Source organism: Erwinia sp. JUb26 (genome assembly GCF_003751505.1).
GTDB lineage: Bacteria > Pseudomonadota > Gammaproteobacteria > Enterobacterales > Enterobacteriaceae > Erwinia.
In genome coordinates, this window is sequence record NZ_RJVB01000002.1 from 219,391 (window position 1) to 232,338 (window position 12,948).

Genomic DNA, 12,948 nt, shown 5'->3' on the forward strand with positions numbered 1-12,948 from the left:
TTGGCACTCTCCTCAGACTGTTTACGCCGTTGTGCAGCAGGGTTTGCCGCCCGGTCCAGTATTTAGGCAGGTTCACACTAAAAGACGAGGTCACTGTGGAGCAAAGGGATTCCGCCGGGATGTTAGGACTAACATCTACACGCGCAAGAACGCGTCGCTTACTGATTGAAACCGCTATGCGCTTGTTTGATAGCGGTGCATTTCCCTCTATTACCGAAGTCGCCCATCAGGCGCAGCTGTCGCGGGCAACCGCCTACCGCTATTTTCCCACCCAGAGCGCGCTGGTGTCCGCGATTGTTTCCGAGACGCTTGGGCCGATTAAAAACTGGCAGCCAACCCGGCAGGATGCTGCAGGACGCATTGATGAACTGTTTAGCTTTGCCTTCCCCCGAATGCTGCAGCATGAAGGTACGCTGCGTGCAGCACTTCACCTGTCGCTAACCCAGTGGGCGCAGGAACAGTCGACGGATACCTTTCCAGTTAAAGAGAAGCTGGTGCGCGGGAATCGCAAAGCCATCCTCGCCCAAGTGATTAAACCGCTGAACGATGAGCTGCCGCCGGAGCTGATGGATCGGGTGATCCGCTCGCTGTCGCTGGTTTACGGCTCGGAGATTTTTCTGGTGATGAAGGATATCTGGGGCTGCCATAACGACGAGCTGGAAGACATCAGCAAGTGGATCGCCAAGGCCATTGTGCGCCAGGCGCGGGAAGATGCGCGGGTGGTGTGAAGCAGCCAGCCAGGATAATCATTTATCCCGGCTGGCTGCCATTAAGGTTTACTCGGTAATCACATAGCCGTACAGGCGCTTAACGCCGTTGTCATCGGCCTCGGCATACACGCCCTGCAGTTCAGGCGAGAAGCCCGGCAGCAGGTTAAGCCCCTCTTCCAGCGCCAGGAAGTAGCTCTGCACCGCGCCGCCCCACACTTCTCCGGGCACCACGCACAGCACGCCCGGTGGATAAGGCAGCGCGCCCTCGGCGGCAATACGCCCCTCCGCCTGGGCAATCGGCACCAGCTCAACGTTGCCGCGAATAAATTCGATGTTGGCATCCTGCGGATTCATCACCACTTTTGGCAGGCTCTGCTGGCGGAACATCGCCTTCTGCAGATCCTTCACCCCGTAGCTGACGTACAGCTGGTGCATCTCAAGGCACAGCCGACGCAGGGTGTAACCAGCGTAGCGCTTGACGTTTTTACGGTAGATGGTCGGCAGCACGTCACTGAGCAGCGCATCTTCCTTCACGTGCTGTTCGAACTGCGCCAGCTTGGCCACCAGATGCGCCATCTTCTCCACGCTTTCTGCCGGGGTCAGCAGGAACAGGATCGAATTCAGGTCGCACTTCTCCGGCACCACGCCGTTTTCACGCAGGTAGTTGGCGAGAATGGTGGCCGGAATGCCGAACGATGCATACTGGCCGCTGGCGGCGTCGATGCCCGGCGTGGTCAGCAGCAGCTTACACGGATCGACCAGATACTGATCTTTCTCATAGCCGTCAAACCCGTGCCACTCCGCACCCGGCGCAAAGCTGAAATAGCGCGGGTCGCGGGCGATGGTTTCGGTTGGCGCATCCTGCCACGGCTTGCCGTCAACATCATCCGGGATAAACGGGCGGATCATTTCGCAGCGCGAGAGGATCGCCTTGCGGGTATCAATCCCCAGCGTGACGCACTCGTGCCACAGGCGGCGACCCGCCTCGCCCTGATGCATTTTGGCATTGACGTCCAGCGCGGCAAACAGCGGGTAAAACGGGCTGGTTGAGGCATGCAGCATAAAGGCATTATTCAGCCGCTTATGGCTGCAAAAACGCTGCTGCCCGCGGATGTGGTTGTCTTTTTTGTGGATCTGCGAAGTCTGCGAGAACCCGGCCTGCTGCTTATGCACCGACTGGGTGACGAAGATCCCCGGATCTTCCGGTTTCAGATCGAGCAGCAGCGGCGAACAGGCTTCCATCACCGGAATAAACTGCTCGTAGCCGACCCACGCGGAGTCAAACAGGATGTAGTCGCACAGATGGCCGATGCTGTCGATCACCTTACGGGCGTTATAAACCGTGCCGTCGTAGGTGCCCAGCTGGATCACCGCCAGACGGAACGGACGCTCCTGCTGCGCGCGGTCTGGCGCGATCTCTCGGATTTGATTGCGGATATAGGTCTCATCAAAGCAGTGCGCATCAATGCCGCCAATAAAGCCGAACGGGTTACGCGCCGTTTCCAGATACACCGGCGTGGCGCCGGCCTGGATCAGCGCGCCGTGGTGATTCGACTTATGGTTGTTGCGGTCAAACAGCACCAGATCGCCGCGCGTCAGCAGCGCGTTGGTCACCACCTTGTTGGCGCTGGAGGTGCCGTTCAGCACAAAGTAGGTTTTATCGGCGTTAAACACCTTCGCGGCAAACTTCTGCGCGTGCTTGGCCGACCCTTCGTGGATCAGCAGATCGCCAAGTTTCACATCGGCGTTGCACATATCGGCACGAAAGACGTTCTCACCGAAGAAGTCGAAGAACTGACGCCCCGCCGGATGCTTTTTAAAGAACGCGCCGCCCTGATGGCCCGGACAGGCGAAGGTGCTGTTATCCATCGCCACGTACTTGGTCAGCGTATTAAAGAACGGCGGCAGCAGGCCGATCTGATACTGCGCGGCGGCGGCTTCCAGACGGATGACATCGTCGGCGGCACCGTTCAAAATGCCGGTCACCTCCGGCAGCTCCTGTTCCTCAGCCTGCTCCGGATAATCCAGCGCGATAAACACCGGCAAATTAAAGCCGGTATGGCGCAGCAGCGCCAGCATGCCGCTGCGCGAATCGGCAACGGAGACGACCACGGCCGCCACATCGGTAAAATCGGTTTTCTCCAGCGTAACGACTTCGCGTCCGGTCTGGAGGTGGATGGCAACGGTAGTACTGGCTGCAATTTTTAATGGTGTCATAACACAAATCCTCAGGCGGCAAGGATGAGTGGGTGCCAGAGGCACACAATAGGAACGCGAGCAGAGCACGGCATTCCCGGCGAAAGGTGTCAAAGAGCTGTCAGCAGAATGGGTATCCGCTTCGACCGCCAGACATCAGTAAAATCAGATCGCACCTGTTTTTACTGATGGCCAAAAGTAAAGCGTATGAAAACCTCACCGCATGGTGAGAGATTTTATCGACAAGGTGTGACAAAGCGGAGATCGGCAGGCGCACGGCATCATCAGATGACGGGTAGCAGTGCTGATATGCAGCAGTGAACCTCTCATGGCGGCGACCTCAAAGTGAAATGGATGCGGCTAACGCAAAATTTGCGCAATAATGGCATCTTTTAAAGGCAGGTACAACCCGCCCCGGACAGTTAATTATGCATAAAAAGTGAGGAAACATTCACTACACATAGCCATCCGCGATCGCAAAAAATGGCCGGTTTACGTGGTAAAAAGCAGCGGCGGAAAAATAGCCATGCGTTAACCAGGGAATAGACGCCCGGTCAGCAGAATGAAAACTGGCCTGATCAGGATGACGCGCTACCCTTCACTCTTCACTCTGCATCCATCAACCTTCGTCCATTCTGCATTCTGTAATCCTGCGACCCAGCACTCCTTTACGCAGGGTCTGAGTGCTAAATCGCCGGAAAGGTTATATTTTGCCAGGTTTGATGAAAAAGAGTGCAATCAGTCTGATTTCCAACATAAAGCCATTGACGCCACAGGCCGGTTACGGTTTAATGCGCCCCGTTGCCCGAATAGCTCAGTCGGTAGAGCAGGGGATTGAAAATCCCCGTGTCCCTGGTTCGATTCCGGGTTCGGGCACCACATTCAAAGAACCCGCCTAACGGCGGGTTTTTGCTTTTTGGGGTTTGGTGAGATTTTTTAGCCATAACCTGAAGCTCTATCGCCCTGCCTTTCCCTGTAGTTTGCAGACTTCCCTTCCGTCCCGACTGATTTTTCCTGATTCATTGTTTCCTGCCAGATCCTAAACCCATTAATCCTTTCGTGTTATTTGGCAATCTGAACATTTACTGAGCAACCATCTGAAGTATATACTCCCAGTATTCATAAAGAGGATATCTGCTATGAAACATCGTGTCAGCGTCACCGTAGACAAAGAAAATTACCAAATTTTGAGTACTGCCGGAGTCAATATTTCTGGCCTGGTAAACGATGCCATTGGCAAAGAAGCACGCCGTATCAGGGCTGAAGAGTGGAAGAAGGAAAACCGCGAAGGAATGGAGGAAGTCGCTAACTTCATCGCACAGCATGGTTCTTTTGCGGATGAAAACAGGAACTGGTGATCATGCAATTCATTGTTTATGAATATAAAAGAGCCAGCCACTACAAAATGTTTGTTGATGTGCAGAGTGATATTGTCGAAACGCCGAAGCGTCGCATGGTCATTCCACTAATCGAATCTCATTACCTGTCTGAGAAAGTGAATAAAACACTGTTTCCACTGATTCGTATTGATGACAGGGATTACAGACTGATGACGACTGAATTATCGAGCGTTCCAGTTGAGGTTATTGGTGACATTATCGCAGATCTCGGCAACTACGCGGACGAGATTAAGGATGCTATTAATCTTATGTTTTGGGGGATTTGAGGGGATTGATGGCATAACTAATCCCCCCTAATCATTAACCCCTAAAAAAACATCCCCAATTCCCGAGCAATCCTCGGCCCCGCCTCTTCGGGCAGATAGTGCCCTGCCCCCTCAACGACCACACCGGTAACATCGATACCCAGCGGCTTCAGGGCTTCCAGCATGGTGGCGCCCACGCTGCGCTCGGCACCAAAGACCCTGACCGGCATCGTCAGTTGGGTTTCAGCGCGATGACGATTGGCCGCCAGCCCTTCGGCACCAAAGGCCGCGCGGTAGTAGCAGCCTGCGGCGCGCAGTATCCCCGGTACCGCCATCTGACGGGCGTAAAAGGCGATATCTTCGGCGGCGATGGCCGACGTATTTTGCGATTTGGCGCGGAAGAACCACGTCAGGAACGCCTCTTCCCTGCCCGAAATCAATATCTCCGGAAGATCGTTCAGGCGGTTAAAGGCGAAGTGCCAGTTCCGCAGGGCAATCTCCTCGGAGGGAAGATCGCTGCGCGGCACCGACAGGCCCGGGATCAGCGCATCGAGCAGCGCGATCTTACGGATATCCTGCGGCCAGTCGGCGGCATACGCATAGCCGATCCACGCGCCGACATCGTGACCGGCAACGTCGATCGGCCCCCGTTCGGTCAGCTTCATCGCGGTCACGAAACCGTGGATATCCGCAGCCGCCGTGGTCAGGTCGTAGCCGTCCAGCGGCGCATCGCTGTCCCCCATTCCACGCGGATCCAGCGCAATTACCCGCCGCCCTGCCTTCACCAGATCGTCCATCACGTAGCGCCACGTATACCAGCTCTGCGGCCATCCCGGGATCAGCAGTATCGGCTCGCCGTCGCCGCCTTCGACATAGTGCATTTTGATTTCGCCGACGCGAATATGGCCGTGGCGGAACGTCTGCCAGAAGTTGCTGCGGTTAAAAAACTCCTGGCCAACGTGGCGGGGCTTGTCCTGTTCCTGCATGTTTTCCTCCAAATGGAAATGATCACTTCCTAATTAAGCCAAAATAAACCCCGAGGCTTGCATCGGGGCTTAATGGATCGGACTAGTGCTGAAGCAGCGAAATCGCCTGATCGGCAATCGCCTGCATTCTCTCACGCGAACTGCCGGATTTACCCAGCACCCGCATTCCCTGGGTCATGGCAATCAGCAGATCGGCGCAGCTGGCGATATCATCCTGTTTTGGCAGCGAGCCGTCGCGCTCCGCCTCCAGCAGCAGCGCCGTAAACTGGGCCCGACGGCTGGTTTCCTGTCGGGCCAGCCGCGCGGCAATCAGCTCATCGCTGGCCGACAACTCCATGGCCGTTTCCACCACCAGGCAGCCGACCTCGCCGGATTTGCCGCTGCTGATAACGGCATAGTGCCCAAGCAGCGCCTCAAGCTTTGCCAGGCCGTTGGGCGCAACGCTCAGTAGCTGCCCCACTGCCGCCGAGCGCAGTTCTATATAGCGTTCCAGAGCGGCCATCAGCAGCCCGTGCTTGTCGCCCCAGGCTTTATAAATACTGCCCGTGGTCAGCCCCAGCGCCGCGTTCAGGTCGCTGATTGAGGATCCATGATAGCCATGGACGCTGAAATGTTGGATGGCGCTCTCCAGCGCGAGGTCGGTGTTGAACTCGCGCGGGCGGCCAGAAGCGATGGATCGGGATTTTTTTTGCATAGCGCATCATAGGAAACAATCGTTCCCTAATCAATATCACATTGCAGAAAAGACCACGCCCATCGACCCAACCTGGTTCAATCCGGCCTACTTATTGATATCAATCAGCACTTTAATAAAGCTGAACTGGCGCTGATACAGCTGAGGAAAAATATCCGGCGCCTGTTCTAATGTTATCCGGTGGGTAATCAGCAGAGCAGGATCCAGCCCTCCTTTACGCATGTAGTCTAAGGAGGTTTGCCATTCCCGGCCAGGGAACGGAGCGGAAAGCGAGTTCCAGGAACCGCGCACGGTCAGCTCATTGCGGATAATTTTCTCAAAGCTGGTGCGGTCGAACGCTACGTCGCCGTAGGGGATCCCCAGCAGCAGCACCGTGCCGCCTTTGCCCGCCAGATTCATGCAGCTGGCGATCCCGGCGGCATTGCCGGAAGACTCAATCACCAGATCGACGCCCTTGCCTGCCGTCGCCGCAGAAAACTCGCGTTCAAACTCGGCGTCCGTCACGTTGAAGGTTTTATCGGCCCCCGCCCGGCTGGCCACCTCCAGCTTGTCCTGCGCGGTATCACAGGCATAGACTTTCCCGGCCCCGTAAATCCGCGCCCACTGCACGGCCAGCTGGCCGATGGTTCCGCACCCGACCACTGCCACCGTCATTCCCGGTTTAACGGTTACCCGATCCAGCCCGTGGACCACCACCGCAGAGGGTTCAACAAAGCTGGCGGCATCAAAATCCAGCTCATCGGGGATGGGCACAACGTTAGCGGCCGGTACGCTGATGTACTCGGCGAACGCGCCTTTACGATGGCCGCCAAGCACCTGCAGATCGGCGCATTTTGAATACTGTGCCCGCTGACAGTACTCACAGTGAAAACACGGGAAGCAGGGGCATGCCACTACGCGATCGCCGATATTAAGTGATGAAACCGCATGGCCTTTTTTAGCCACCACGCCGGCAAACTCATGTCCCCAGGTCAGCCCAGGATTATAGGAGCCGATTTTGCCGAAGCGGGAAATATCAGAGCCGCAGACTCCCGCCGTTTTCACCTGAATAATCACATCGTCATCATGTTCAATTTCCGGCGGTGGGACATCTTCATATCTCACATCCTGCCGGCCATAAAGATTCAGTGCTTTCATCGTTCAGCCTTTAAAAAAAACGCCGCCCTGGCGGACGGCGTTCAGTGATTAAGATAGCGAGTCAAGCTGAGAGGATAACGTTGACCAGGCCTCAAGCGAGGTGCGTTCCCAGGTCAGCGGTGTGACCGAAATGTATCCCTCCGCCACCGCAGCCACCTCACTGTGCTGCGGCAGATCGGTGATTCCATGCTCCACGCGCAGCCAGAAATAGTCTTCGCCATGCGGGTCGGCGGTGGGCGTAATGGTCATCCCTTTCACCTTGCCGATCCCCTGCCGCGTGACCTTAATCCCCTTCACCTCACCGACCGGCAGATTGGGAAAATTGACGTTGAGGCAGCATTCAGGCGGCAGCCCGGCAGCGAAGATTTTTTGCAGCAGCGGCACGCCATGCACTTCGGCGGTATGCCATTCAGGCTGATCCTCCTGGCGCTTATCCTGGCTCAGCGCGACGGAAGGGATGCCCAGCAGTGTGCCGGTCATCGCCGCCCCTACCGTACCGGAAAGAACGGTTTCAAAGCCGATGTTTGACCCGCTGTTGATGCCTGACAGCAGGACATCCGGAAGGGAATCCTTCATCAAATGTCGCACTGCAACCGCCACGCAGTCGGCAGGCGTTCCGTGTACGGCATATTTTCTGCTGCCGCGATTTTCCACTCTCACCGGCTCACGCAGGCTTATTGAGTTCGAAACGCCGCTTTTGTCCGTCGCGGGGGCCACGATCCAGACTTCCTCGGCAAAATGCGCGGCTATTCTTTCCAGAATCTGAATACCCGGCGCATCAATCCCGTCATCGTTGGCGAGTAAAATCCGGCGAAATAGTTTATTTGACATAAAGATCCTCCAATTTCCAGACGTAAAATCCCCTGAAGCCAGGCCTCATATTAGAACGTTAGTCAGGATTGTGCTTTATTCTTTTTCGCCAAACCCGCTGGCAAATAATCCTTTAATCTCGCTCATCGCGTCCTGTTCATCAGCACCGTCACAGATAATCTCAATATTAGAATTACCCTTTACACCGGCACCCAGCACGCTCATTAATCCTTTAAGCACCACTTCTTTGCCGTTATTCACCAGTATAACGGAGGCATCGTATTTCTTGACGGTTTTAATCAGCGTGGCGGCCGGGCGCGCGTGGAGGCCCGTGCTGTTTACAACACGAATATTTTCTCTGATCATGATTCAAATTCCGATCTTGCAGGTAAAGGTTATTTTAACTCTCAGAAAGCACGATTCATCATCTGAATTTTGCTATAAACGTCGGCTTCAACGGCGGCTTTCGCACTGTTCATCACGCGGGCCAGGTTGGCTTCATTATTATTCTCAGTCCACGCCTTACCTACGGAAGTAATAAATGCCTTACGTAAATCACTGGCAATATTCACTTTCACCACGTTGTGATTAACGAAGCTGCGAATAATATCTTCATCAATGCCGGAACCACCGTGGATAACCAAAGGTACCGGGCAAATCTCGGCGATTTCCTTTAGCAGCGGCATATCGATACGGGGAATGTCTTCCAGGCCGTGAACGTTGCCGACGGAAACGGCCAGCATGCTGCAGCCGGTTTCCTGCACGAAGCGCAGAACCTGTTTAGGATCGGTTTTGCAGTCGGCTTCGCTGACGTGATCGTCCTCTTTGCCCAGAATCGCGCCCAGCTCGGCTTCAACCGGCACGCCGAATGATTTACAGAAATCAACGGCCGCTTTAGTAAAGGCAATATTCTCCTCAAAAGGGAGTTCGGCACCGTCAATCATCACCGAGGTGAAGCCCGCACGAACCGCCTGCTTCACGTCGTCGAGTTCTTTACCGTGGTCGAGGTGCAAACTGACCGGCACATCCATGGTCGCTGCTCTTTTTTTCACGATTTCATAGATATAGTCGTAGCCGGAAAGTTTAGCGTTGGTCGGCGCAATCTGAATAAAGTTGGGCAGCCCTGAACGCTCAATCGCGTCCAGAATTGAGATCGTCGTTTCCAGATTGGTGGTGTTGAACGCGCCGGCCAGAACGCGTTTTTCTTTAATGCTGTTCAGCAGAATATTACCGTTTACTAATGGCATAACATTTACCTCTCTCTTCGTTGAAGAACCGTACCTAAATAATATTTGTCGGATTTCAGCCAGACATTGCCGAACTCAACCGGCATGCCCTGCTGGAAGAACACCAGCTGTTCCAGGTGAAGAACCGGTGCGTCTTCATGCACTTCCAGATAATGCCCGCGCTCGGCGCCGATAATTTTTGCGGCGTAGCGGCTTTCCGAAAAGCTGATTTTTTTGCCTGACAGCCTTTCGATGGTGGGAAACAGGTTATTGCTGTTGAAATCGACCGCTTCGATCCCCGGGCAGTAGGCAAGATTGATGCGGTTTTCAATCAGCATCACTTTTTCGCCCTCAACGCTACGCACGCGTTCCAGGTAAAGGATCGGCGCGCCGATCTCAATACCAAGCTTGGAGGCCACCAGCTTTGAGGCGGTGTCCAGCCGGGAGGTGATCACTTCCGTTTCAAAATGCAGGTGCTGGCTTTCCAGTGATTCCGCAAAGGACAGCAGCCCCTCGCCGAGTGCATAAGAGATGTTTTCGCTTTTCACAAACGTCCCTTTGCCCTGTACCTGCACCAGCAGCCCTTCATTGACCAGCATGGTGACCGCTTTTTTCACCGTACCGCGGCTGACTCCCAGCATCTCCATGATCTGATTTTCAGACGGCACGCGGTCGCCGGTGCTCAGGTCTCCCTTATAAATGTTTCCACGTATCCACTCTGAGACCTGAAGGTAAAGTGGCACTTCAGAGTCTTTCAAAACGGTATTCATGCGATATTCCCTCTGTTGTTAAGATCGTCTATGTACGACTATGCACAAGTATCGCCCGAACATAACCTGATTTCCCGCTATTCACAAACGATCTGCTTCACAAAATCCGCGCGGTTTCGCCGCTAAGGCCGCCTGACGGATCGGGGAATATCGTCAGCATTAAGACCCGGTATTCCGTCCGTTACTCATCCATCTTCATGATGACCTTCAGCACGTCGTTAGTGGGATTCGACGCAAATTCAATGGCTTCACCAAGCCGGGAGAGCGGATAGCAGTGGGTGATCATCTCATCGACGTTGATGCGATTTTTACGGATGATTTCGACCGCTTCCGGCATTTCATACGAGGAGAGTGAATAGGTGCCGATCACCGAGATTTCATCGCGGAAGAAGCGGCCGGCATCAATGCTCACCATGTTGTGATGATCGAACGGTGAGAAGACAACCACTCGCCCGCCGCGCCGCAGTAAATTAATCGCCTGCGGCAGCAGCGCGGAAACGCCCGCCGCAATCACCACCACGTCAACGCCCAAACCATCGGTAATCTCACTGATGCGCGCTTCCAGATTCTCCTGCGCCGGGTTAATGGCGTGATCGATGCCCAGCCGCAGGGCTAAATCCAGCTTAAACGGTGATAAATCGGAAACGATCACGGTAGAAGCCCCCATCATCGCGGAGAGCTGTGCGCTGAGCAGGCCGATGGTGCCGGAGCCCATCACCAGCACGCTGCAGCCCGGCGTGATCGCCGCCTGCTTCAGGCCGTGCAGGCAGCAGCCGATCGGTTCAACCATCGCCGCTTTCTCCCACGACACGCCGTCGGGGATTTTGTGCGTCAGATGTTTAACGTGCAGCTCCGGCAGGCGGATAAATTCGGCAAAGCCGCCCGGCTCGATGTGGGTCGGTTTGAACTGTTCACACAGGGTAAAGTGGCCGCGATCGCAGTAGTGGCAGCTGTAGCAGGGAACGTGAATGGCCGTCACCACGCGGTCCCCCGGCTGGAAACGGGTAACCCGCTTGCCGACTTTCACCACCTCAGCCGCAACTTCATGTCCCAGCACGACCGGGCCGGTCACCGTCTGATGCTGGGCTTTATGAATATCGGTGCCGCACAAACCGCAGCTTTTCATTTTTAGCAGAATGTCGCCGTCTTCAATGTCTGGCACCGGCAGGTCTTCAAAGCGGATGTCGTTTTTACCGTAATAAACGCTGGCCTTCATGATTTACGTCCTGTTTAGCTGATTTTCAATCTGGATTTTGCTGGCGTACAGGTGCTTGTATATCTGCTGATATACCCTGTCGAAGCCCCTGCCGGAGGTTTCATGTGGCTGATAGCGCACCAGAAGATCCTCCGACAGCGTAATGTCTCCGGTCTGGAACCCGGCCCCTCTCGCCCCCAGCAGCGCCGCGCCCCGGCTCACCGCCTCGGGGAGTTTGCAGGCAACGATCTCACGATTCAGTATCGTAGACTTCAGCTGCAGCCAATAGGGATTCTGGCAGGCTGCCCCGATCACCACGATCGATTTCCAGTGGCTGCCGGTCAGCGTTTCGTAGGTTTCCAGCAGTTGCCGAAGCTCATAGCACAGACCGTGAAACACCGCTTTCAGGAAGGCTTCCGAATCCGTCTGATCCTCCACGCCGTACACCAGCCCTTTAGCGTGGATGCTTCTTTTCGGCGGCCCGCTGCCGCGCAGATGGGGGATCAGGAAGCTGTCCGTTGGCGATTCCGCCGCGCCTTTATTCATCAGCCAGCTGGTCATGCAGTTGAAATCCGCAGGTTTGAGGTTGAACAGGCGGTTGAACCATTCAATTGCGAAGCCCGCCGACGGCAGCGAGGCGTAAAGCGTGTAAGCATCCCGCAGTACGTGATGGCCGTTGGACACGCGCGACTGATAATAGGCTTCGGTTGCCGACGGCTGCTTGCGCACCACCAGCAGCCCTTCGGTGGTACCGGTAGAGTTAAGGATCTGATCTTCGTCAGAAATCCCGACGGCGACGGATCCCACCATATGGTCGTGCCCGGCAATTGAAATCTTCGCGCTGCGGGCAATACCGGTCAGTTCACTCAGTTCGGCGAGCAGCTCACCGGTCGGCTCTCCCGCCATCACCAGCGGGCTGAAGAGCGACAGCGGAATATCCAGCGCCGAACAGATTTCCTCCGACCAGCCACTGCGGCTGATATCAAAGGCCAGTGTACGAGAGGCAAGCGAGTATTCCGCACGTTTCACACCGCTCAGGCGGAACGCAATATATTCCGCCATGCACAGCCAGGCTGCAGGCTGCTGCTCACCGGCGTGGTCCATCAGCCAGAGAATTTTATTCAGGCTGTAATTGCTGTGCGCGGGAATACCGGTTATTTCGTACAGGCGGCTTTCGCTGATACGGCTGACGATCCGGGCCAGCTGCGGCTGGGCGCGGGTATCGTACCAGGTCATCACCGGGCCAATAACATTGTCTGCGGTATCCAGTAATATGCCTGCCTCACCTACACTGGCGACTGAAATACTGACGATATTTTCAGGATCTTTTACGGCTTTAGCGATATTGCCTAATCCCTCAACAATACCCTGCCACAGTTCATTAATATCGAAATCACTGCCGTATTCCGTTATTTTTTTTGGCGTAATGAAACTGTGTTTTTTTATCAGATCAAGACCTGCTATGCGATATAAACAGACCTTGCAGTTTGTTGTTCCAACGTCTATGCCAATTGCGTACATATCTCTCCCCTCTGCAAGGGAATAACTTCAATGTTTATAAAAGAGGGAAATACCACTC

13 protein-coding genes and 1 tRNA gene are annotated in these 12,948 nt (G+C 55.0%); 4 read left to right on the forward strand and 10 right to left on the reverse strand.

All coding sequences use genetic code 11. The features are described 5' to 3' along the window. The first annotated feature begins 119 nt into the window (after nt 1-119). Nucleotides 120-728 (forward strand): TetR/AcrR family transcriptional regulator, encoded by a 609-nt coding sequence (locus EC836_RS06125; RefSeq protein WP_123331170.1) that lies wholly within the window; start codon nt 120-122, stop codon nt 726-728. Between the two features lie 48 nt (nt 729-776). Here EC836_RS06125 and EC836_RS06130 read toward each other — a convergent pair whose 3' ends face one another. After that, on the reverse strand, nt 777-2,927 hold the full coding sequence (locus EC836_RS06130; RefSeq protein ID WP_123331172.1) for an ornithine decarboxylase: 2,151 nt from the start codon (nt 2,925-2,927) through the stop codon (nt 777-779). Between the two features lie 782 nt (nt 2,928-3,709). Between EC836_RS06130 and EC836_RS06135 the strand changes: the two genes are divergently transcribed. From EC836_RS06135 to ccdB, 3 genes are all read left to right on the forward strand, one after another. Continuing rightward, nucleotides 3,710-3,785 (forward strand) — tRNA-Phe (locus tag EC836_RS06135). 260 nt (nt 3,786-4,045) lie between these two features. Beyond that, entirely contained in the window at nt 4,046-4,264 is a 219-nt protein-coding gene (gene ccdA, locus EC836_RS06140; RefSeq protein ID WP_123331174.1) for a type II toxin-antitoxin system antitoxin CcdA, read from the forward strand. 2 nt (nt 4,265-4,266) lie between these two features. Further along, nucleotides 4,267-4,572, forward strand: a complete 306-nt coding sequence (ccdB, locus tag EC836_RS06145) for a type II toxin-antitoxin system toxin CcdB (RefSeq protein ID WP_123331176.1) — start codon at nt 4,267-4,269, stop codon at nt 4,570-4,572. A 41-nt stretch (nt 4,573-4,613) separates the two neighbouring features. Here the strand turns inward: ccdB and EC836_RS06150 are convergent, their stop codons facing one another. The 9 genes from EC836_RS06150 to EC836_RS06190 form a co-directional block, all read right to left on the reverse strand. Next, nucleotides 4,614-5,537, reverse strand: coding sequence for an alpha/beta fold hydrolase (locus EC836_RS06150; RefSeq protein WP_123331178.1), 924 nt, complete (start codon nt 5,535-5,537; stop codon nt 4,614-4,616). A gap of 82 nt (nt 5,538-5,619) precedes the next feature. Beyond that, the gene (locus EC836_RS06155; RefSeq protein ID WP_123331179.1) at nt 5,620-6,231 is read right to left on the reverse strand and encodes a TetR/AcrR family transcriptional regulator; all 612 of its coding nucleotides are present in this window, start codon (nt 6,229-6,231) and stop codon (nt 5,620-5,622) included. 87 nt (nt 6,232-6,318) lie between these two features. Next, complete coding sequence (locus EC836_RS06160) at nt 6,319-7,368, reverse strand: galactitol-1-phosphate 5-dehydrogenase (protein ID WP_123331181.1); 1,050 nt, start codon at nt 7,366-7,368, stop codon at nt 6,319-6,321. A 48-nt stretch (nt 7,369-7,416) separates the two neighbouring features. Beyond that, nucleotides 7,417-8,199: a 5'/3'-nucleotidase SurE gene (surE, locus tag EC836_RS06165; RefSeq protein WP_123331183.1), complete on the reverse strand. Its 783-nt coding sequence runs from the start codon at nt 8,197-8,199 to the stop codon at nt 7,417-7,419. Nucleotides 8,200-8,274: 75 nt separating this feature from the next. Then, nucleotides 8,275-8,544 (reverse strand): HPr family phosphocarrier protein, encoded by a 270-nt coding sequence (locus EC836_RS06170; RefSeq protein ID WP_123331185.1) that lies wholly within the window; start codon nt 8,542-8,544, stop codon nt 8,275-8,277. 41 nt (nt 8,545-8,585) lie between these two features. Next, nucleotides 8,586-9,425: a class II aldolase gene (locus EC836_RS06175; RefSeq protein ID WP_123331187.1), complete on the reverse strand. Its 840-nt coding sequence runs from the start codon at nt 9,423-9,425 to the stop codon at nt 8,586-8,588. A 5-nt stretch (nt 9,426-9,430) separates the two neighbouring features. Then, nucleotides 9,431-10,174 (reverse strand): GntR family transcriptional regulator, encoded by a 744-nt coding sequence (locus tag EC836_RS06180; RefSeq protein ID WP_123331189.1) that lies wholly within the window; start codon nt 10,172-10,174, stop codon nt 9,431-9,433. A 181-nt stretch (nt 10,175-10,355) separates the two neighbouring features. Further along, the gene (locus EC836_RS06185) at nt 10,356-11,390 is read right to left on the reverse strand and encodes a zinc-dependent dehydrogenase (RefSeq protein ID WP_123331192.1); all 1,035 of its coding nucleotides are present in this window, start codon (nt 11,388-11,390) and stop codon (nt 10,356-10,358) included. A gap of 3 nt (nt 11,391-11,393) precedes the next feature. Continuing rightward, nucleotides 11,394-12,890, reverse strand: a complete 1,497-nt coding sequence (locus EC836_RS06190) for an L-fuculokinase (protein WP_123331194.1) — start codon at nt 12,888-12,890, stop codon at nt 11,394-11,396. Nucleotides 12,891-12,948: the final 58 nt, after the last annotated feature.

Bases quoted from the DNA above. Each gene is read 5' to 3' on its own strand.
- EC836_RS06125 (WP_123331170.1), top strand. From the start codon at position 120: ATGTTAGGACTAACATCTACACGCGCAAGAACGCGTCGCTTACTGATT.
- EC836_RS06130 (WP_123331172.1), bottom strand. From the start codon at position 2,927: ATGACACCATTAAAAATTGCAGCCAGTACTACCGTTGCCATCCACCTC.
- ccdA (WP_123331174.1), top strand. From the start codon at position 4,046: ATGAAACATCGTGTCAGCGTCACCGTAGACAAAGAAAATTACCAAATT.
- ccdB (WP_123331176.1), top strand. From the start codon at position 4,267: ATGCAATTCATTGTTTATGAATATAAAAGAGCCAGCCACTACAAAATG.
- EC836_RS06150 (WP_123331178.1), bottom strand. From the start codon at position 5,537: ATGCAGGAACAGGACAAGCCCCGCCACGTTGGCCAGGAGTTTTTTAAC.
- EC836_RS06155 (WP_123331179.1), bottom strand. From the start codon at position 6,231: ATGCAAAAAAAATCCCGATCCATCGCTTCTGGCCGCCCGCGCGAGTTC.
- EC836_RS06160 (WP_123331181.1), bottom strand. From the start codon at position 7,368: ATGAAAGCACTGAATCTTTATGGCCGGCAGGATGTGAGATATGAAGAT.
- surE (WP_123331183.1), bottom strand. From the start codon at position 8,199: ATGTCAAATAAACTATTTCGCCGGATTTTACTCGCCAACGATGACGGG.
- EC836_RS06170 (WP_123331185.1), bottom strand. From the start codon at position 8,544: ATGATCAGAGAAAATATTCGTGTTGTAAACAGCACGGGCCTCCACGCG.
- EC836_RS06175 (WP_123331187.1), bottom strand. From the start codon at position 9,425: ATGCCATTAGTAAACGGTAATATTCTGCTGAACAGCATTAAAGAAAAA.
- EC836_RS06180 (WP_123331189.1), bottom strand. From the start codon at position 10,174: ATGAATACCGTTTTGAAAGACTCTGAAGTGCCACTTTACCTTCAGGTC.
- EC836_RS06185 (WP_123331192.1), bottom strand. From the start codon at position 11,390: ATGAAGGCCAGCGTTTATTACGGTAAAAACGACATCCGCTTTGAAGAC.
- EC836_RS06190 (WP_123331194.1), bottom strand. From the start codon at position 12,890: ATGTACGCAATTGGCATAGACGTTGGAACAACAAACTGCAAGGTCTGT.